General features: G+C 74.9%; 16 protein-coding genes. 3 read left to right on the top strand and 13 right to left on the bottom strand.

Annotated elements, in window-relative coordinates; translation table 11 throughout:
- Nucleotides 1-184 precede the first annotated feature (184 nt).
- The 6 genes from ACWEMJ_RS03905 to ACWEMJ_RS03880 all read right to left on the bottom strand — a co-directional run bounded on the left by ACWEMJ_RS03905 (nucleotide 185) and on the right by ACWEMJ_RS03880 (nucleotide 5472).
- On the bottom strand, nucleotides 185-949 hold the full coding sequence (locus tag ACWEMJ_RS03905) for an IclR family transcriptional regulator (protein WP_452135346.1): 765 nt from the start codon (nucleotides 947-949) through the stop codon (nucleotides 185-187).
- Between the two features lie 129 nt (nucleotides 950-1078).
- Nucleotides 1079-2257, bottom strand: coding sequence for a serpin family protein (locus tag ACWEMJ_RS03900; RefSeq protein ID WP_452135345.1), 1179 nt, complete (start codon nucleotides 2255-2257; stop codon nucleotides 1079-1081).
- A 106-nt stretch (nucleotides 2258-2363) separates the two neighbouring features.
- Nucleotides 2364-3125 carry a hypothetical protein gene (locus tag ACWEMJ_RS03895; RefSeq protein WP_452135344.1) on the bottom strand — a complete coding sequence of 254 codons (762 nt, stop codon included), beginning with the start codon at nucleotides 3123-3125 and terminating at the stop codon, nucleotides 2364-2366.
- A complete protein-coding gene (locus ACWEMJ_RS03890) occupies nucleotides 3125-3751 on the bottom strand; it encodes an RNA polymerase sigma factor (protein ID WP_452135343.1) in 627 nt (208 codons plus the stop codon). The genes ACWEMJ_RS03895 and ACWEMJ_RS03890 overlap by 1 nt, the downstream gene beginning before the upstream one ends.
- Before the next feature lie 60 nt (nucleotides 3752-3811).
- Nucleotides 3812-4762 (bottom strand): homocysteine S-methyltransferase, encoded by a 951-nt coding sequence (mmuM, locus tag ACWEMJ_RS03885; protein WP_452135342.1) that lies wholly within the window; start codon nucleotides 4760-4762, stop codon nucleotides 3812-3814.
- 176 nt (nucleotides 4763-4938) lie between these two features.
- Entirely contained in the window at nucleotides 4939-5472 is a 534-nt protein-coding gene (locus ACWEMJ_RS03880) for a carboxymuconolactone decarboxylase family protein (RefSeq protein WP_452135341.1), read from the bottom strand.
- 354 nt (nucleotides 5473-5826) lie between these two features.
- Between ACWEMJ_RS03880 and ACWEMJ_RS03875 the strand changes: the two genes are divergently transcribed.
- Nucleotides 5827-6366 (top strand): EF-hand domain-containing protein, encoded by a 540-nt coding sequence (locus ACWEMJ_RS03875; protein WP_452135340.1) that lies wholly within the window; start codon nucleotides 5827-5829, stop codon nucleotides 6364-6366.
- Nucleotides 6367-6593: 227 nt separating this feature from the next.
- Here ACWEMJ_RS03875 and ACWEMJ_RS03870 read toward each other — a convergent pair whose 3' ends face one another.
- From ACWEMJ_RS03870 to ACWEMJ_RS03845, 6 genes are all read right to left on the bottom strand, one after another.
- The gene (locus ACWEMJ_RS03870; RefSeq protein ID WP_452135339.1) at nucleotides 6594-7046 is read right to left on the bottom strand and encodes a DUF6917 domain-containing protein; all 453 of its coding nucleotides are present in this window, start codon (nucleotides 7044-7046) and stop codon (nucleotides 6594-6596) included.
- The gene (locus ACWEMJ_RS03865) at nucleotides 7043-7996 is read right to left on the bottom strand and encodes a Gfo/Idh/MocA family protein (RefSeq protein WP_452135338.1); all 954 of its coding nucleotides are present in this window, start codon (nucleotides 7994-7996) and stop codon (nucleotides 7043-7045) included. Before ACWEMJ_RS03865 ends, ACWEMJ_RS03870 begins: the two co-directional genes overlap by 4 nt.
- Complete coding sequence (locus ACWEMJ_RS03860) at nucleotides 7993-9129, bottom strand: Ldh family oxidoreductase (RefSeq protein ID WP_452135337.1); 1137 nt, start codon at nucleotides 9127-9129, stop codon at nucleotides 7993-7995. Before ACWEMJ_RS03860 ends, ACWEMJ_RS03865 begins: the two co-directional genes overlap by 4 nt.
- Before the next feature lie 66 nt (nucleotides 9130-9195).
- Nucleotides 9196-10524 carry a M20/M25/M40 family metallo-hydrolase gene (locus tag ACWEMJ_RS03855; RefSeq protein WP_452135336.1) on the bottom strand — a complete coding sequence of 443 codons (1329 nt, stop codon included), beginning with the start codon at nucleotides 10522-10524 and terminating at the stop codon, nucleotides 9196-9198.
- Nucleotides 10521-11504 carry a sugar phosphate isomerase/epimerase family protein gene (locus ACWEMJ_RS03850; protein ID WP_452135335.1) on the bottom strand — a complete coding sequence of 328 codons (984 nt, stop codon included), beginning with the start codon at nucleotides 11502-11504 and terminating at the stop codon, nucleotides 10521-10523. The genes ACWEMJ_RS03855 and ACWEMJ_RS03850 overlap by 4 nt, the downstream gene beginning before the upstream one ends.
- The gene (locus tag ACWEMJ_RS03845; RefSeq protein WP_452135334.1) at nucleotides 11501-12523 is read right to left on the bottom strand and encodes a hypothetical protein; all 1023 of its coding nucleotides are present in this window, start codon (nucleotides 12521-12523) and stop codon (nucleotides 11501-11503) included. Before ACWEMJ_RS03845 ends, ACWEMJ_RS03850 begins: the two co-directional genes overlap by 4 nt.
- A 538-nt stretch (nucleotides 12524-13061) precedes the next feature.
- On the opposite strand from ACWEMJ_RS03845, the gene ACWEMJ_RS03840 reads away from it, so the two are divergent.
- Nucleotides 13062-14225 (top strand): DegT/DnrJ/EryC1/StrS family aminotransferase, encoded by a 1164-nt coding sequence (locus ACWEMJ_RS03840; protein ID WP_452135333.1) that lies wholly within the window; start codon nucleotides 13062-13064, stop codon nucleotides 14223-14225.
- Between the two features lie 7 nt (nucleotides 14226-14232).
- Complete coding sequence (locus ACWEMJ_RS03835; protein WP_452135332.1) at nucleotides 14233-15384, top strand: DegT/DnrJ/EryC1/StrS family aminotransferase; 1152 nt, start codon at nucleotides 14233-14235, stop codon at nucleotides 15382-15384.
- Nucleotides 15385-15450: 66 nt separating this feature from the next.
- Here ACWEMJ_RS03835 and ACWEMJ_RS03830 read toward each other — a convergent pair whose 3' ends face one another.
- Nucleotides 15451-16980 carry a class I adenylate-forming enzyme family protein gene (locus ACWEMJ_RS03830; RefSeq protein WP_452135331.1) on the bottom strand — a complete coding sequence of 510 codons (1530 nt, stop codon included), beginning with the start codon at nucleotides 16978-16980 and terminating at the stop codon, nucleotides 15451-15453.
- Between the last annotated feature and the right edge of the window lie 2309 nt (nucleotides 16981-19289).

Below are 19289 nucleotides of genomic sequence, written 5' to 3'. Positions count from 1 at the left end.
CCGTCGTTCGACAATGTCGACCGACGTTTGGAAGCCAACCGCAGCCGGACGCCCGACGTCAAGGCGTTGTGACGTGCGACGCGCCGGGTGCCACCCACCGCCCCCGAACGATCACCCGCTGCCCACGGGAACCACCCGCCGCGCCCGCGCGTGGGCCGGCCGGGACGCCCGAGTGCGGGGCCCCTCAGAACCGGTGCGCCCCGAGGTCCCGCGAGATCGCCCGCGCCGCCGTCCGCACCGAGGCGACCAGCTGCGGCCGCACCGCCCCGCCCTCGCACACCGTCTCCACCGCGCCGCTCACGCACACCGCGCCCACCGGGTTGCGCCGCCGGTCCTGGATCAGCGCCGCCACCGACGCCACGCCCTCCCAGGTCTCCTCCACCGCGTCCGCCCAGCCCCGCTCGCGCACCAGCGCGCACTGCGCGTCCAGCGCGGCCGGCTCCGTCACCGTGCGCGGCGTGAACGCCTCCCACGGCCCGTCGCCCAACTCGCCGCGCGCCACCGGGTCGTAGGCCAGCAGCACCTTGCCCAGCGCCGTCGCGTGCAGCGGCTGCATCGACCCGACCTCCAGCACCTGCCGCGAATCGTCCGGCCGGAACACGTGGTGCACCACCAGCACGCCCCGCTGGTGCAGCACCCCCAGGTACACCGTCTCGCCGGCCGCCCGCGCCAGGTCGTCCGCCCACACCAGCGCCCGGGCCCGCAGCTCGTGCACGTCCAGGTAGCTCTGACCGAGCCGCAGCAGCTCCGCGCCCAACTGGTACTTGCCGCTGTCCGGGTCCTGCTCGACGAACCCCTCCTGCTGCAGCGTGCGCAGGATGCCGTGCGCCGTGCCCTTCGCCAGCCCCAGCCCCGTCGCCACCTCCGACAGGCCGAGCCGCCGCTCCCCGCCCGCCAACAGGCGCAGGATCGCGGCCGCCCGCGACAGCGACTGGATCGCACCGGACACCGGCCCACCTCCACAGAACAACGGTCGGCCATGCCGACCCCACCTACCGTGCTCCGACCGTACTACCCCGCCGGGGCCCGCCCCGCACGCCCGGCTCCGCACGCCCGGTTCGGTACGGACGGTGCGGGCTCAGGCCTGCACGGCCGGCTCCGCCGCCCAGCCCGCCATCAGCACCAGGCCGGAAGGGCGGTGCACCGCCAGGAACGCGAACGGCCGGTCGAAGCGCGCCGTCGCCTGCCGCACCCGGAACCGGCGGATCGGCGCCATCGCGGCGGCCCGGGTCATCACCACCGCCGTCACCGCACCCGCCTCGAAGCCCTCCGCCGAGAACTCCGCCATCGCCACCTGCCGGGCCTGCGACACCTTCAACGGCAGACTCCGCCCGATGCCCCGGAACCAGTCGCCGTCCCGCGCGGCCGCCCGCAGGCCGAACAGCTCCGCGCTCCGCAGCAGGTCGTGCTCCGACCGGACGAGGAAACCTCCGGTCAGCAGCTCGCCGACATCCTGCGGGGACGCCGCCTCCACCGTGCGCAACTCCAGCCCCGGCCACGGCTCCCCGTCCGCCCGGCCGGCCACCGGCAGCCGCCGCACCCCGCCCGACACCAGCTCGAACCCGGCCGCCACCACCGCACCCGGCGCCACGCCGCTCCCGCCCAGCACCAGGTGGACGTCCACCTCGCCGTCCCCGACCACCCGGACCTCCGTCACCCGGCCCGCCGAGGTCTCCGCCACCGCGATCCGCTCGAACAGCTCCGGCCCGGACCGCTCCAGCTTCTCGAACTCCCGCCCCGCCCAAGGGCCTTCGGCCACCTCGAAGCGGCCCGGCCGGAACGGCGCCGCCCAGCGGGTCCGCACCGTCACCGCCGAGGCCAGCACCAGCTCGGCCGCCGCCGGGTCCACCGGCATCCGCCGCAGCAGGCCACCGGTCTGCTCCGCGGCCCACCTGTCCAGCACCGTCCGGTCCTGCGCCGGATCACCCGTCAACCGCCCCCACAGCGAGGCACCCAGCTGCCGCACCCAGGCGGGCTCCACCTCCACGTGCTGCGCCGTCCACAGCCCGAGCGCCGCCGCGCAGCCCCGCGTCCGCCGGAGCAGGTCCAGCAACTCCCGGGCCGCCGCCGGGGCCTGCTCGGCCGGGGTCTCCAGCGCCCGCTCCAACTCGGCCCGCACCGGACCGTCCGCCCCCGCCGCCAGCATCGCCAGCAGCGGCCACACCCCCACCGCCGTCCAGACCTGCCCGCGCTCGAACGCCAACTCCCGTCCCCAGCGCGCCCCGAGACCGTTCACCAGCCCGACCGTCCGCACCACGACCCCTCTCCGTCCACTGCCTGCCCCATCCTCCCCGCCCCGGGCCGGAACGGCATGCGGTGGTGCGGCCGGGGGCGACGGGCTGCCGCCCCCGGCCGCGTCACGGCTACTGCTGCTGCGGGTCGTGGATCGCCACGGAGCCGGCCGGCAGCGCGGGGGCGCAGTCCGGGCCCGGGGGGTCGACCAGGCCGCCCATGATGACGGCGGCGCCGTGGGACGCGTCGGTCTTCGCCAGCGGGAAGACGATCTGCACCAGCTTGTCCGCCGGGATCCGGGCCGGGTTGAGGATCAGCACGAGCTTGCCGTGCTCCCGGCCGAGGGTCCAGCTCAGGCCGTCGGGCTGGGACGAGGAGTTCGGCTCCAGGCTCGGCTCCAGGCTCGGCGCCTGGCTCGCCTCGGGAGACGGCGCGCCCCCGGGCGCGGGACTGGCCGGGGTGGACGGCAGCGGCGCCGGGGCCTGGCAGTCGGGATCGCCGGCGTAGACGCGGGCCCGGACGCCGAGCCGGTCGAGCTCGCGCTGCACCTTGGCGAGGTCGATCTTCCCCGCCGGGTTGACGACGGTGAGCTTCACCGTGCCGTCGCCGGCGCTCTGCAGGGTGTACGCGGCCGCCGACTGGGCCGGCAGCGCGGCCAGCACGACACCGGCCGCGGCGGCGACCACGCCGGCCGGCAGCGCGATCCGCACGCCGAGACGCCGGCGCTTCGCGCCCGCCTCCCGCCGCTCCTCGTCGCGGCGGGACAGGTTCAGCAAGCTGTTCATCAGATGGTCCTCACGCTGGTGCTCGCGGCCGGCGGGAAAGTCGCGGTCGGCGGGCACCGGCAGCAGCCGACGCAGCGTCCGCAGGTCGTCGTCCTGGTACCCGGTCATCACGCGTTCCCCTTCTTCGGCCCGACCGCATCGGTGCGGTCATCTGTCAGCTGCCGTCCTGCGGCCGGCGGTTCCACCCTCAGGTCGAGATTTTTCTGCGCGAGCCGGTCCAACCGGCGGCGGGCCCGCGACAGCCGCGAACGGACGGTGCCCACCGGCACCCCCAGCGCGTGCGCGGCCGCCGCGTAGTCCAGCCCCGCCCACACGCACAGCGCCAGCACCTCCCGGTCGGAACGGGAGAGCCGGTCGAGCACCTCCCGCACCGCCGCGATGCGCTCCTGGTCCTCCAGCCGTCCGACCAGCTCGTCCGCGAAGTCGGGCAGCAGCCCCGGCTCGGGCATCCGCTCCATCAGCGCGCGGTGCCGCCGCGCTACCCGGCGACGGCGGTGCACCACGAACGTCGCGATCCCCAGCAGCCACGGCAGCAGGCTCCCGCCGGTCGGCTCGGCCTTCCCGCGCAGCCGCCACGCCTCCAGGAACACCAGCGAGGCGCAGTCCTCCGCCCCCGACCAGTCCCCGGTCAACCGGAAACAGTGGTTGTACACCGCCCTGCCGTGCTCCCGGAACAGCACCCCGAAGGCGCCCTCGTCCCCCGCCCGTATTCGGGCCCGAAATCCTGGATCCATACCTGTCTCCGCCACCCGCGGGCACCCGGGTTCCACGTGAGCCGCACCACACCCCGCCGGTCAGTCGGCGGCGCACCCCGCGACCGCCGCCGCCAGCTCCGCGATGCGGTCGGCGTCCACCCGGCAGCAGCCGCCGATCAACCGGGCGCCCGCCGCGATCCAGTCCGGCGCATCGGCGGGGTCGAACGCGGCCGGGCCGATCCAGTCGCGGGCCGTCGCGTCCCAGTCCTCGCCGCTGTTCGGGTAGGCGACCGCCGGGCGGCCCGTCCGCGCCACCGCCAGCGACACCGCCGACGAAACCTCCGACGGCGCACAGCAGTTGACGCCCACCGCCACCACCTCCGGCACGTCCGCCAGCACCGCGAACGCCTCCGACAGCGGCTCCCCGCCCCGGGTCAGGCCGTCCGCCGCGCCCAGCGAGAACCAGGCCGGGAGGCCCAACTCCCGTACGCAGTCGGCGAGGACGGACACCTCCAGCAGATCCGGCACCGTCTCCACCGCCAGCACGTCCGGACCGGCCGCCGCCAGCGTCTCCAGCCGCGGACGGTGGAACGCGGCCAACTCGGCGGCGGACAGGCCGTAGTGGCCGCGGTACTCGGAGCCGTCGGCCAGCACCGCCCCGTACGGGCCCACCGAGGCCGCCACCCAGCGCGCCCGACCGTCGCCCAGCTCCGCCGACGCCTCCTCGGCGGCCTGCCGCGCCAACTCCACGCTCAGCGCCAGCAGCCGGTCCGCCGTGGCCGCTCCCACGCCGCGCCCCGCGAAACCCGCCCGGCTCGCCTGGTAGCTCGCCGTGGTGGCCACCCGCGCCCCGGCCGCGAAGAACGCGCGGTGCGCGGCGACCAGCTGCCCGGGATCGTCCAGCAGCAGCCGCGCCGACCACAGCGCGTCCGACAAGTCACAGCCCTGCACGGCGAGTTGAGCCGAGAGGCCGCCGTCGAGAACCACCGGCCCGGCCGCCAACGCCGCCACGAAGCCGGACGCCCCCGCGCCGTCGAATGCCGTCACCATCCCTCCAGCCTGCCGCACCGGCCGCCGCCCGGCGAACCCGCCGGGCGCGCGGGCTCACCCTCGGGGCGTCCTCGACCAGTCACCGTTGAAACGGTAGGCGCGGCCGTCGCCGATCTCCTTCGGCCCGCCGGGCACGACGTCCCCGTGGTCCGGGTACCGCTCCGTCGCCGCGGCGATCAGGCCCCGGCCGTCGCCGGCACCGGGCGGGAGGTGACCGCGATCCGGTTGTACGCGTTCACCACCGTGGCGGCCCAGGCGACAAACGCCGCTTCCGGGTCGGACAGCACGGTGCGGGCCGCGCGCCGGGCCCGGGTGCGCTCCGCGTGGTCGGGGAGGCGGGTGACGGCCTCGGCCAGGGCAAGCGCGGCGTGCTCGCGGGGCGTGAACAGCCCGTCGGACTCCCGCCAGGCCGCCAGCCGCTCCAGCCGCTCCTCGGACTCGCCGGCCTTCCGGGCGGCCGCCGTGTGCAGGTCCACGCAGTACGTGCAGCCGTTCAGCTGGGAGCAGCGCAGCCGCACCAGTTCCAGCAGCAGCGGCTCCAGTCCGGCGGCCGCCGCCTCCTGCTCGACGGCGGCGTGCAGGGCGTGCACGGCGGCGAACGCCTGCGGGGCGAGGTCGACCAGCGGAAGCGGGGGGAGAGCCTCGGAACCGGGGGTCGCGGTCGCGGAGGCCTCGATGGCGGAAGTGTCGGTGGCGGAAGTGTCGGTCACGGCCCCGAGGCTACGGGCCCGGGGAGGGCCCGTGGCGGACGGACCGGGCCGCGATCACCCACTCGGGAGACGGACCGAGAAACCGTTGACCGTGTCCCCAAATCGTGGCTGAGGCCTTGGAGTTCAACGGGCGACGGCCTGACGATCAGTCAATTCGCGCAGTATGTCACCCGGTTGGCCGCGCCCCGGCGAACCGGAGTGCGTCACGCCGGTAGTGTGACGTTCCGTGGCTGACCGCACCGATTGTGTGATGGCCACTCTTCGAATCTGCGAACCCCGGCGGGCGGCATCTCGTCGGCCTGTCCCCGGACCGGCCGCCGCCGCCCGCACCAGACTCACCTGGAGAAACCCGAGATGACCACTTCCGTGCAGCTCGACCGTGCCCAGAAGCGCTTCGACCTCTGGGACGTGAACGGCGACGGCCAGATCGACCGGGCCGACTGGGACGCCGAGGCCCAGCGCATCCTGCAGGCCTTCGGCGAGGTCCCGGCCTCCCCGGCGGGCCGCCAGCTGACCGAGGCCTACCTCGGCATGTGGAGCTTCTTCGCCGACAAGGCCGGCATCGACGAGCAGGCCGGCGCGCTCACCCCCGAGCAGTTCAACCACATCGCCGAGGAGCACATCCTGGAGAACGGCGGCGCCGGCTTCGCCCGCGTCGTCAAGCCGACCATCCAGGCCATGGTCGAGCTGGTCGACGTGGACGGCGACGGCCAGGTCAACCCGGCCGAGTTCAAGACCTGGCTGGACGCCATCGGCGTCCAGGACGTGCAGCCCCTGGAGGCCTTCGCCCAGATCGACACCAACGGCGACGGCCAGCTGTCCGTCGACGAGCTGGTCAGCGCCGTCCGCGCCTACCACCTGGGCGACATCGACGTTCCGCTGCTGGGCCGCTGAGCCCTGCCGCGAGGCCGCGCTGACGGCCTGACGTGTTCGGGCCCGGAACGGGGACAGGCGCCCCTCGTTCCGGGCCCTCGTCGTGCGGTCGGGCCCCGGCGGCCGCTGCTCGGGCCCCGCAGACCACACAGGGCCCCGCCGCCGCCCAGCGCCGCGCCCGTCAGGGCTCGCAGCGGTGCAGGGCCCCGCCGTCAGGGCCCCGCAGCCGCTCAGCGTCCCGCAGCCGCTCAGGGCCCCGCGTCCGCCGGGACGAACCGCACCGGCAACTCCGGTCGCAGGTCCAGCTTCTCGCCGGTCAGCAGATGATCGGCCGCGATCAGCACGTTGTAGTGGTTGGGGAAGTGGCAGGCGTCGAAGCCCAGCACCGTCCCCACCCGGTGCTCGCCGACGTACACCTCGTCGCCCCGGTCCAGCACCCCGGCCGCCGCGATCTCCGCGAAGCCGAGGAACCCCACCCGGTCGATCCGGGCACCCGCCGCCGTGTCCCGCTGGTCGGTGGTCACCAGCTCGTGCACCTCGCCGGCCCGCACGCACCGGCTGGCGAACGGCTCCAGGCTCATCCCGCGATCCGTCCGGCTGTGCAGCAGCACCTTCACCAGCGTGCCGGTGACCGTCCGCTTCGGCCCGTTCTCCCGTACCGGGCACGGCAGTTGGGCCCTGCCGTCACGCTGCCGGATCATCCGCGCACCCCCGCCCGCTCAGCCCGGTACGCCGCCTCGACCACGTGCAGCGCGTCCACCCCGTCCGGGCCCCGGCCGCCGGCCGACCCGCCGCCCGGGTCGCCGGCCGGCTCGCCGCCCGCCAGCAGGGCGGCGAACTCGGTGACGATGCCGACGTACTCGTGCCACAGTGACTGCTTGAACCCGTCGTGCCCGGCCAGCAGGTCCGCCCGCAGCACCGTCCCGTCCGCCAACTCCACTGCCACGTCCTTCAGTTCACCTGGGTACGACCAGTCCAGCTCGATCCGGCCGCGCACCCCGCCCGCCCCCGACAGCTGCAGCACCGCGTACCGGTCCACCCCGCTCGCGTCGCGCACCACCTCCGCCGCGTCCACGGCCATCGGCCCGGCCAGCAGCCGCAGCAGGTCGTACGCGTTCGGGCCGTTGTCGGCGACGCACCCGCCGCCGCAGCGCTCCGGGTCCAAGTACCAGCGGTCCCGGCCGACATGCTCCTCGATCCGCTCGAAGTACCGGGCCGTCACCGACCGCACCGGCGCCGCCCCCTCCAGCGCGCGGCGCAGCTCCCGCACCGCCGCGTTGTACCGCCGGTGGAACGCCGTGAACAGCGGCACCCGCCGCTGCGCGGCCAGCGCCGCCAACTCCGCGCCCTCCGACGCCCGCAGCGCCAACGGCTTCTCCACGCACACCGGCAGGCCCGCCCGCAGCGCGTCCCGGCAGACCGGCAGGTGCAGGTCGTTCGGGACGGTCACCACCACGGCGTTCAGCCCGCCCGCCGCCAGCATCGCCCGGTGGTCCGTGAAGGCGCCCACCCGGCCCCCGAACCCGCCCAGCAGCTCGGCGTTCCGGTCGCAGACCGCCGCCAGCCGCACGCCCGGGACCTGCTCCAGCGCGGCCAAGTAGAACCGCGAGATCACCCCGAGACCGACCACTCCCACCCGCAGGCCGCTCACGCCCCCACCTCCACCGGGCGGATGCCGAACCTGGCGGCCACAGCGGCGAGTTCGACCAGCAGCGGGGCCGCCAGCGGCACGCCGTCGCGGTGCGCCTCGGCGGTCCGCCGGGCCTCGTGCCAGCCCGGGTAGGCGACCGGCCCGGTCGTCCCGGCGGCGGGCGGGCAGGCCAGTACCGTGGAGAACAACGTGCTTGCGTCGGAGGCGACTTGGCCGGGGTCGCGGAGCGCCGCCGGGGCGATCGCCAGCGCGAACAGGCCGATGTCGTCGTCCCGGCCGGTCGGGCCGCCGTCGCCGTCCAGCGCCGCCGGCTCCGGGCCGAGGCCCGCGCCCGGCAGCAGCGCCGCCAGCACCTCCACCATCAGCCCCAGCCCGAACCCCTTGAACTCGGCGCCCGAGCCGGAGCCCAGCCAGAGCAGATGCGCCTCGCCCCGGTCGAACGCCGCCGGGTCCGTCACCGGCCGCCCGTCCTCGTCGGCCAGCCAGCCCTCCGGGATCGCCCGCCCCGCCCGCGCCGCCGCCCGCACCCGCCCCGTCGGCACCGCCGTCGTACTCATGTCGAGGACGTACGGCGGCAGTTCAGCGCCCGCGGGCGCGGCGACACTCCACGGATTGGTGCCGAGCAGCGCGACCGCGCCGCCCGGCGGACGGGCGATCCGCTGCCGCCCGCAGTTCGACGCCAGCAGGCCGACCATGCCGCGCCCGGTCACCCGTGCCGCGTGGTGCCCGGCGCACCCGAAGTGCGTCGCCCGCCGCACCGACACCAGCCCGATGCCGAAGCGCTCCGCCCGCTGTGCCGCCAACTCCATGGCCGCGCCCGCCTGCCAGAGCCCGAGCGCGTTGCCCGCGTCGACCAGCACCGCCGCCCCCCGGTCGGCCAGCACCGCCGGCTCGGCCAGCGGATCGGCCCGGCCCTCCGCCAGCAGCGGCAGGTACAGCCGGGCGAGGTTCACCAGCCCGTGCGAGTCCATCCCCGCCGCGTCCCCGTAGCACAACGCCTCCGCCGCCGACGCGGCCCGGTCGGGCGGCAGTCGGTGCGCGACGAACACCTCGGTGGCGAACCGCAGCAGCTCCGCGTACGGGACGCGGACGGTGCGGGCAGCGATACTCGGCGAGGACGCCAGCGTGGTCATGGGCAACAGCCTCCTGGTGTGCAAGTAGTGGATGAAAAGCCGGAGTTGACGCCGCGGGCCGACGGCTCAGCGGGTCTCTCGGTGGGCCTCGCGGCGCGCGAACGCCACCAGCAGGCGCGCCACCGCCGAGGCGAAGCCGTCGAGTTGGGCGAGCTCGGCGAACTCGCCCACCGCGTGCGCCCGGTTGGCGCCCAGGTCGCCCGGCCCGAGCACCACGGTGAACGCGTCCGGCAGGCCCGCCGTCCAGATCGCGTCGCAGGTGAACGCCGGTTCGTGGTCCGGGAATCGGGGGATGCCCGCCTGTCGCGCGAGCAGCTCCTCGAACGCGGGATGCCGGTTGTCCAGGACGGGCAGACCGCGCTTGAGCCAGTCGAGGCGGGTGATCCGCGCGCAGTCCCCGGCCGTCCGGGCGAAATCCGGCAGGCCCGCGAACTCCCGCCGGAACGCGGCCAGTCCGGCATCGACCGCGGCCCGCACGGCCTGCTCCGCGCGACGGCCCGAACGGGCGTCCCGGTAGGGGAGGTTGAGCAGCAGCTCGCCGCTGCCGTACACCCGGTTGTGCAGCGGCCCGGTGCTCAGGCCCGCCACGCACACCGGATCACGCGGTGCCGGCGAGCCGCCCAACTCCCGTGCCAGGTACTGGGCGAGAAAGCCGAGCAGGACGGTCGCGTTGTGGCCCTCGCCCGGGCAGTCGTCGATGGCGTCCTCGCCGCGGACCCGCAGCCTGGCGGTCGCGGCCGCCGTGGCGCGGGGCAGGTACCGCAGGCCGGTCGGCTCGCAGAACACGTTGAGCGCCCCCACGTACCCGGCCTCCACCAGCGGGCGGGTGCCGAACACGCCCAGCGCGCCGCCCTCCTCGCCCGACACGGCCTGCACCAGCACCCCGACCGAGCCGCCCACGGCGGGCTCCGCCGCGACCGCCGCCCGGATCCCCGCCAGCAGGGCCACCGCCGGGCCCTTCGCGTCGATCGCGCCCCGCCCCGTGAAGCGCCGCCCGTCGAACCCGACCGGCTCCAGGCCCGCCACCGTGTCCAGGTGCACGTTGAACATCACCGTGGCCTCCCGGGGCAGCTCCGGTCCGAGCCGCAGCACCAGGCTCGGCTGGGACGCCAGGAACCCTTCCTCGCAGGCCCGTTGGCGCACGGTCAACGGCACGTCCGGGCGGTCGAGTTCCGACGCCCCGGGCGCCCCGCGGTACACCTCGGCCAGGCCGACCGCCTTCGCCGCCCCCGCGTACACCGTGAGCGCCTCGGGCAGCTGCGGGGGCGGCGCGCCCGGACCGGTCTCCAGCGGGCCGGCGGTCGGCAGGCGCAGCAGGTCAAGCAGCAACTCGCTTTCGGCGTCCAGGAGTCGGGCCTCCGGCAGGCTCCGGGCAGCTGCGGTGTCGCCGCTCACGCGGCACCGCCGCCCGGATGCGCCAGACCGCCCGGCACCGCACGCCAGCCGGCCGCCGACGGCAGGACCTCGCGCTCCACCAGCGTGCTCAACGCCCGTCCGGCGGCGACGAACCCGCTCGCGGCGGTGCCGTCCGCCGCCAGCCCCAGGTGCGGGCGGGTGGCGAGGTGGGGCTCCAGCGACCAGCTGCCGCTCCAGCCCCGGTCCACCAGGAACCTCAGGCTCTCCGCGAGCCGCGCGGCCCCCTCGCCCGGCAGCACGTACTCGGTGCTGTCGCCGCCGCCCACCGCGTCCTTGATGTGCACGTGCTCGACGTGGTCGGCAATCTGACGGAGCATCAGGAAGGCGTCGTAGCCGTGCGCGACCCCGTTGCCGGCGTCGAACAGCAGGCGCAGCGCCGGGCTGTCGACCGTGGCGACCAGGTCGAGCTGGCGCTCGGCCGAGGCGCCGGCCCAGCCGCTGCAGTTCTCGTGCAGCAGGGTCAGGCCGTGCCGGCCGGCCAGCTCCGCGAGACGGGCCAGGCGTTCCAGCACCCGGGCGCGCCAATCCGGCTCCGCCAGGCCGGCGTTGGGGTAGGACATGACCCGGATCCGGGCGGCGCCGAGCAGTGCGGCGCGGGCGGCGAGGGCGTGCAGCTCGGCGAGGTCGCGGTCGAAGCCGTCGGTGATCCGGCCGGCCCAGTTGCCGATCCGGGAGGCCAGGCCGGTCACCCGGACGCCCCGGGCGGCGAGCGTCTCGGCGATCCGGGCCACCCGGTCGAGCGGCAGGTCGGCGATCCAGCTGCCGTCGACGGTTCTCAACTCCAGCTCGCACCAGCCGAGTTCGCCCAGCGCGGCGAGCTGTCCCGGCAGGTCCGGGGCGGCCTCGTCGCCGATGCCGCCGAAGCCGATCGTCGGGGCGGCGGGCGGGTGGGGGAGCGGCGCACCGGCGGCGGGGTCGGCGGCGTGCGGTGCGGCGGCGTGCGGCGCGGCGGCAGTCATCGGGCGGCCGCCGCACGGCGCTGCGCGTCCTGGGCCTGGGCTTCATGGGCCCGGGCCTCACGGAGCTGGGCCTCGCGGGCCTGCGCGGCGATCGTCTTGGCCTGGTCGAGCAGCCGCACCACCTGGGAGTTGACCGCCAGGTCGGGGTGCGGGTGGCGGGCGCCGCCGGCCGCGCCGCCCGCCGCGAAGTAGGCGTAGACGCGGTGCAGGAAGGTGCTCAGCGAGTCGTCGTGGAGCAGCTCGGTGCGCTCGCCGTCGTGGTCGATGACGGTGAGCCGGGCGTAGGCGTCGGCCTCGCTGCCGGGGAAGTGGCCGATCAGGGTGCCGTGGGCGAGCTCCAGGGTGACCCGGCGCTCCCGGACGGGGGAGGTGAGGTCGGAGCGGATCCTGGTCCAGGCGCCGCTGTCGTGCTGGAGGTTGAGCCAGGCGGTGCCGAGCCGGGGGAGGACCCGCCCGCCGACCACCATGTCGGTGCCGCCCGCGCCGGTGACCCGGCCCGGACCGGCCAGCGAGAGGCAGAGGCCGAGCGAGTGCGGCAGTTCGACGTCGAACGCGGTGGGGTGGCCGTCGCCGGCCAGCGAGCGGGAGAACCGCGGCTTGCGCTGCACCACGTGGATCGTCCGCAGCGGACCGTACCCGCCGCTCGCCAGCGCGGCGCGCAGCCGGTCGGTCAGCCGGCTGCCGAGCCACTGGGCGACCACCACCAGGTCGAGCCCGTGCCGCTCGCGCAGGGCGAGCAGCTCGTCCAGCCCCGCCGCGTCCGCGGCGAACGGCTTCTCCAGCAGGATGCGCCGGTAGCCGAGCCGGCCCAGGGTGTCCAGCGCGGCGACCCGCTCGGTCGGCGGGGTGCAGAGGTGGACGACGGTGTCGGCGGGGTCGGCCAGCCGGGGTGCGTCCGCGAGGCTGACGGGCCGCAGATCGGCCGCCGCCTCCGGGCGGCGGTGCGGGTCCACCGCGAGTATCTGTGCGGGGGCGAACAGGTGCGCGGAGTCGGGAGCGGTGCGCAATCGGCGCAGCACCGGCAGATGGAGTCCGCTGCCCGCCCGTCCCATTCCGACGAGTAAGGTCCCGAGTCCGTTGGGCATGGCGAGCCGTCCTTCCGTCCGAGTCGCGGGATCGCGTCGCCGGGTATTCAACCAGCACTTCCGCGAGGGCCGCCGATTACGTCAACTCGCCTACCTGGCAAGCCCCTCCAACGAGTGAAGTCCCCGCTTGACCGGGGTGGACGGCGAGGGTGGCCGCATAGATTCAGCGGGGTGCGTTTCGGCTTCCGGGTCGACGCTCGGGCGGTATTTGCCCACCGGTTCCGAGGCGGGGGGGAAAGCGCTTTCCGACTGCGGGTTCCGTCGCGTGCGGCGCAGTCGATCACGCGGTTCGGAAAGCGCTTTCCCGTTGGTTTCGCCGTGCCCGGAATTCCCCGCCCGCGCCACTTCTCCGCCGCGCCGCACCCCTGTCGTCCCCCGACCCCCTACTGCCGCCCGACCCCGTTTCGCGCCCCGACCCGTTCCGACCCCCGCCCCACCTGTCCGCCACCGCCCACAAACCGATGAGAGTTCCATGGGTGCCTCCTCCGGCGTCTCCTTCTTCCACCAGACCAAGTCCTTCGAATCCCTCTGGCCCACCACCCGCCGCCACCTCGACGAACTGATGGACCGGGGAAAGTACTCGCACGGCCCCAAGGTCGCCGAACTCGAGACCGCCCTCGCCGCCTGGACGGGCGCCCGCCACGTCGTCGGCGTCAACAGCGGCACCGACGCGCTGGTCCTGCTGCTGCGGGCGGCCGGCCTGCGACCCGGCGACGAGGTGATCGTCCCGACCTACACCTTCGTCGCCTCCGCCACCGCCGTGGTGCTGGCCGGCGGCCGCCCGGTCTTCGCCGACATCGACCCGCACAGCTACAGCATCGACCCGGCCAGTGCGGAAGCCGTCCGCACCGAGCGCACCCGCATGATCATGCCGGTCCACCTGTTCCACCAACTGGCCGACCTGGGCGCCCTGCTGGAGTTCGCCGACCGCCACCGGCTGACCGTGGTCGAGGACAGCGCCGAGGCCTTCGGCATGCGCTGGGACGGTGTCCACGCCGGACTGAACGGCGCCGGCGGCGTGCTGTCGTTCTTCCCCACCAAGACCCTCGGTGCGATCGGCGACGCCGGCGCCGTCCTCACCGACGACCCCGCCGTCGCCGACGCCGTCGCCGCGATGCGCCACCACGGCCGCACCGGCGCCACCGTCGACGACTTCCCCACCATCAACCGCCCCACCGAACTCCTCGGCACCAACAGCAAGATGGACGACATCCAGGCCGCCGTCCTGCTCGCCAAACTCGGCCGCGCCGACCAGGACATCGCCCGCCGGGCCGACCTCGCCGCCCGCTACACCGAACGCCTGACCGGCACCCCCGGCCTGACCCTGCCCACCGTCGTCCCGCGCAAGGCCGCCACCAACCCCGTCTGGTACGTCTACCTGATCGAGTCCGACCACCGCGACGAACTCGCCGCCCACCTCGCCCGGCACGGCGTCCAGACCGAGACCTACTACCCGACGCCCCTGCACCTGCAGCCCTGCTTCGCCGAACTCGGCCACCGGCGCGGCGAGTTCCCGCACGCCGAGGCCGCCTGCGAGCGCGCCCTCGCGCTGCCGCTCTACCCCGACCTCGCCGACCACGACCTGGACCTGGTCGCCGACCTGGTCCGCGGCTTCCAGCACGGAAAGCACCGGTGACGCACCGATGACCACCGCCACACCCCCGCCGATCCCGTTCTTCCCACCCGACCTCTTCGAGGACGACCGGGACCTGCTGCTCGACGTCGTCCACGAGGTCGCCACCGACCCCGCCCAGCGCTTCATCCTGGGCGAACGGACCGCCCGCTTCGAGGAGTTGCTGCGCACCGAGCTCGGCGTCACCGACGTCGTCGCCTGCGGCAGCGGCACCACCGCGCTCACCCTGATCCTGCGTGCCACGGGCATCACCGCCGGCGACGAGGTGATCGTCCCCGCGTTCGGCTGCGCCCCGCTCGCCAACACCGTCCTCGGCGTCGGCGCCACCCCGGTGTTCGCCGACATCGACCCGCGCACCCTGGTCATCGACCCCGACGCCGCCGAGGCCCTGATCACCGCCCGCACCAAGGCGCTGATGCCCGCCCACATGTTCTCCGTGATGGCCGACATGCCGCGCTTCCGCACCCTCGCCGACCGCCACGGCCTCCGCCTGATCGAGGACTCCGCCGTCGCCCAGGGCGCCGTCCTGGACGGCCGGCCCGCCGGCAGCTGGGGCGACGCCGGGCTGTTCTCGTTCGTCCAGGTGAAGTCCTTCGGCGGCCCCGGCGAAGGCGGCGTCGTGGTCACCGATGATCCCGAACTCGCCCGCACGGTACGCATGTTGCGCAACCACGGCCAGGACGGCGTGCACCGCTTCCGGCACCACCTGATCGGCATGAACAGCCGCTTCGACGAAGTCCTCGCCGCGTTCCAGCTGCGCCGCCACCCCGGCCTGGCCCGCCGCCTGGCCCGCCGCGCCGAGATCGCCGCCCACTACACCGAACAGTTCACCCCGCTCGCCCCGCACGGCATCACCCCGCCGCCGCCCGGCACCAACGGCCGCTGCTACTACGTCTATTCACTGCTCGCCGAACACCGCGACCAGCTCAAGCACCACCTCGCCGCCCACGGCGTCGACAGCCACGTCTACTACCCGCGCCCGCTGCCCCACCAGCCCGCGTTCGCCTCCGCCGCCCCCGCCGGAGGCCACTGGCCGAACGCCGAACTCGCCGCCCGCCAATGCCTGTCCATCCCGATCTACCCCCACCTGACGGACGCCCAGGTCGAGCACATCACCAGCGCCGTACGGTCCTTCGCCGCCGCACCCGTGCCCGCAGCCTGAACCCGCTGCCCGCCCCCGGGGCCCACCGCGAGACCTGCGGTGGGCCCCAGGTGTGCGCGTGCGGCGTCAACCCACCCCAACTGTCGCCTGCGGCGCGCCTGTTGCCGCAGCGGCCAACTCCGTGAGCGCCAGCCGGTCCGGCTTCCCCGACGCGCCCAGCGGCAACCGGTCCAGCAGAACCAGCCGCTCCGGCCACTTGTACTTCTCCAGGCCGCACAACTGACCCAGATAGTCCGTGAGTTCGACGAGCGCCAGCCCGCCTGCTGGCTCGCGCGGCACCGCGCAGACGCACATCCGCTCCCCGAGATCCGGATCCGGCACCGGCACACACACCGCCTCCACCAGCCCCGGGTGGCCCTCCAGCAGGCGCTCCACCTCCGACAGGCCGATCGACACCCCGCCCCGGTTCACCATCTGCTTGATCCGCGCCACCACCCGCAGCGACCCGTCCGCCTCCAGCACCCCCCGATCGCCGGACCGCACCCACCCCCCGTCCACCCGCAGCCGGGCATCCAACTCCGGTTCCCCGACGTGACACAGCGGACTCATCGGCCCTCGCGCCTGCAACTCGCCCGCCGCCCCCGCCGGCACCGGACGCCCGTCCTCCCCGCACACCCGGAACTCCGCCACCGCCGGATCCGGCCGCCCCACCCGCAGCACATCGACGTCCGAACTCTCCCACCGGGTATGGCAGTTCATCCCGTCGCTGGCGCCGTACACATTCACCACCGGACGTCCGAACCGCCGCAACGCCGCCCCCAGCACCGCCCCGGACAGCATCGCCGAACTCGACACCACCACCTGAAGGGACGACAAGTCCTCACCTTCCACCGGCAGTTGATCGGCCAACCTCCGCAGCATCGTCGGCACCGCCGCCAGATGCGTCGGCCGCCACCGCCCCACCGCCACCAGCGCGTCGACCGCCTCGAACCGCTCCCGCAGCACCACCGTCGCCCCGCACCGCACCAACGACACCACCGCCAACGACCCGTACGCCGTCGCCGGATGCACCAGCAACAACACCCGCGGCGGCGCCCCGTCCACCGTCCGCAACACCCGCTCCACGTACCGCCCCCGACCCCCCGCCAGCGCGTTGTGCGAATACGCGATCAACTTCGGCGCGGCCTCCGACCCCGACGACACCAGAATCCGGGCCGGCGCCTCCGCATCCACCACCGCCGGCTCCCACCCCGCCCGCTCCGGCCACGGCTCCGCCCCCAGCACCACCACCTCGCGCAGCCACGGCAGTTCGGGCCGCAACCCGTCCACCAGCCCCTTCCACTCCGGCACCGTCACCACCGCATCCGCCCGCGACGTCCCGAGCAGCGCCAACAGATCCCGCCGCCCGTGCCCCGGCACGCACGGCAACACCACCGCCCCCAATGCCGCCACCGCCAGATCCACCGCCACCGACCGCCAATCCGCCGGCACCTTCGTCGCCACCACCGACCCCGGCCCCACCCCCCGCGCGGCCAACCCCGCCGCCAACCCCCGCACCCGGCCCGCCAGTTCGCCAAACGTCACCTCACCCCCGTCATCCACCACAGCCACCCGCCCCCCATCAACCCCCACCCGCTCCACGAACAACTCGTACAACCCCCGCCCCGGACACCACCCCCGAGCCACCCACTCCTCCCGCAACCCCCGCCCCACCCGATCCGGAAACTCCACCCCGGCCACCGAAACCCACACACCGCCCACAACAACCACTCCCATCACCGATCGACCCAACACCGAAAACCCCACCCGAACCCCCGAACCCCACCACCCCTCACTCCACGGCCACGCGGCGTCCGTCCAACTGCCCCTGCGGGGAGGAATCGTGAGCACTGCCCTCGTCGCGCCACGCGGTGCGCCCGACATGCTGGGACGAACATCCAACCGGTGTCCGGCACTGCCGCACGAAGCAGTCACACCGGCCACAGCGCCGACCTCGTCCACCCACGGCCGCGCTGCCCCGGCCGTCTCGCCGCCCGCCGCGCAGGCGCAAGGCTCACGCCGGCGGCCGCATCGCCTGCCCGGCCTCGGCACATCCGTGGCTGCCCGGTCCTGCCGTACGCATCGCCAACTCCGCCACGAGCGGAGCCCGTTACCGAGACCCCATGCCACGCCCCTCCGAACGCATCCACCAGCCCCGACCGGCCGATTCCGACCCGCCGCGCCGACCCGCCGACTGCCCTCAAAGACGCGTCCCTTCGCGCCCGAAGTCGGTGCGGTCGCGACACCGAACTCGCCGCTCCCTGCCCCGATCGCCCGACCTCGGTGCAAGTCCTGCCGTCGAGCACCTGCCCGACAATCGCCGGCCGCCCAACCGCCCGAAGCCCGCGCCCCCTTCGCACCGAGCCGGCCACCAACGCCGCACGCCCCCTCTCCACCGGCACCGTCCCACCACGCCGACCCGCTGTCCGCTCAGGCCAACTCCGGCACACTTCCGCGCATCGGCTGCCCGAGTTCGACACAGCGCTCCTCGTCGAGCACTCGCTCCCGGCCCGGCCGATGTCCAAGCGCCGTGCCTCTGCCAGCACCGGCTTGCTACGTCGTCGCGTCGTGAGTCCAGCGCCCCGATGCAGACCCGCTCCTGTCTGCCGGCCGCTTCATGTCTGACCGTCCCGGCGCCGGTTGTCCGAACTCGGCACACGGCCCGCCGCCGCACACCCGCCCAGACACCGCCTGTCGTCCTGGCCCCCTGCCGTCGGCAGCGCCCGTCCGTCCGGGCACCTGAAGCCCACTGCACCTCTGGGTGAGCGCTTTCGCATCGGCGCATGCCAACCAGCCGCGGGCCGTGCCTCTGCCGGCACCGGCTTGATACGCCGTCTCGTCGCGAGTCCAGTGCCCTGCCGCAGACCCGCTCCTGTCTGCCGACCGCTGCTTGCCTGCCGGTTCCCGTGTCGGTTGTCCGGGCTCGGCGCAAGGTCCGCCGCCGAATGCTGCCTGTCGGCCTGGCGTCCTGCCGTCGGCAGCGCCCGTCCGTCCAGGCACCCGAAGCCTGTGCTCCTGCCCCACCGGGATGAACACCTGCGCACCGGAGCACCCCAGCCCCCCGCACGCCGCAGCCCTGCCACCACCTACCCGCCACGTCACCTCGCCGCGAGCCCAGGGCCCCGAACTCGACACCGGCGCGGCCCAACCCCCGTCGGTCTGCCGACGCACGTCCCTCCTTCCTCGCCTCGACGGCCTGAGCCCGGCACATCCGTGGCCATCGGCGCCCGGCACGCGCATCGCCAACTCCTCTCCAGAAAGCGCCCATTGGTGAGTCTCCACGCGGCCGAGCCCGGCCTGCCCCGCCCGCCCGCCTACCGTCCAGGCAGACGCGGCCCGCTGCGCCCGGATCCGTCGCCGCAGCGACATCCCCTGCCGCGGCTTCCCGAGCTCGCCGCCCAGTTTGCTGCCGAGTACCTGCACGGAATTCGCCCGCCGGCCAGACCCCACGCCGCCCGCAGCCCCCACCCGCGCAGGCACCCGACGCCCGCCGCGCCCCGGCATGAGCGCCGGTGCACCGGCGCACTCCAATCGGCCGCACGCCGTGCCCCTGCCGACACCACCCCACAGTGCCGGTCCACCGCTCGCTCGGCCCGAACTCGACGCAGGCCCGACCCCGCCCCCGTCTGCCTGCCGTCCAAGGCCTCCGCCTCCAAACGTCGGCCGCCCGACTCCGGCACATCCATGGCTGCGGGAGTCGGCCGCACGCAGCGCGAACTCCCGTCCAGGAACAGCCTGGTGCCGAGACTCCGTTCAGTCGAGCGCCAGCCCCCCGAGCCTCTGCCGCGCCCCGCCGACCACATCGGCCGGCTCCTCCCGCCCGCAGGCCACTGTCCTGCCGAATCCGTCCCACCGCCCCGACCCGCTCACCGCACCGGCGGGCTCGTCGGTGGCTACCGGCGGCCGGCGCGGTCGCAACTCCGGAC

The sequence above is a fragment of the Kitasatospora sp. NPDC004531 genome (genome assembly GCF_053602195.1).
This window is presented reverse-complemented; position numbering and strand designations above follow the sequence as displayed.

What these genes read in the sequence shown, in the direction of transcription:
- ACWEMJ_RS03870 (WP_452135339.1), bottom strand. Translation starts at nt 7,046, where the DNA reads ATGATCCGGCAGCGTGACGGCAGGGCCCAACTGCCGTGCCCGGTACGG.
- ACWEMJ_RS03835 (WP_452135332.1), top strand. Translation starts at nt 14,233, where the DNA reads ATGACCACCGCCACACCCCCGCCGATCCCGTTCTTCCCACCCGACCTC.
- ACWEMJ_RS03875 (WP_452135340.1), top strand. Translation starts at nt 5,827, where the DNA reads ATGACCACTTCCGTGCAGCTCGACCGTGCCCAGAAGCGCTTCGACCTC.
- ACWEMJ_RS03850 (WP_452135335.1), bottom strand. Translation starts at nt 11,504, where the DNA reads ATGACTGCCGCCGCGCCGCACGCCGCCGCACCGCACGCCGCCGACCCC.
- ACWEMJ_RS03890 (WP_452135343.1), bottom strand. Translation starts at nt 3,751, where the DNA reads ATGGATCCAGGATTTCGGGCCCGAATACGGGCGGGGGACGAGGGCGCC.
- ACWEMJ_RS03860 (WP_452135337.1), bottom strand. Translation starts at nt 9,129, where the DNA reads ATGACCACGCTGGCGTCCTCGCCGAGTATCGCTGCCCGCACCGTCCGC.
- ACWEMJ_RS03895 (WP_452135344.1), bottom strand. Translation starts at nt 3,125, where the DNA reads ATGACCGGGTACCAGGACGACGACCTGCGGACGCTGCGTCGGCTGCTG.
- mmuM (WP_452135342.1), bottom strand. Translation starts at nt 4,762, where the DNA reads ATGGTGACGGCATTCGACGGCGCGGGGGCGTCCGGCTTCGTGGCGGCG.
- ACWEMJ_RS03840 (WP_452135333.1), top strand. Translation starts at nt 13,062, where the DNA reads ATGGGTGCCTCCTCCGGCGTCTCCTTCTTCCACCAGACCAAGTCCTTC.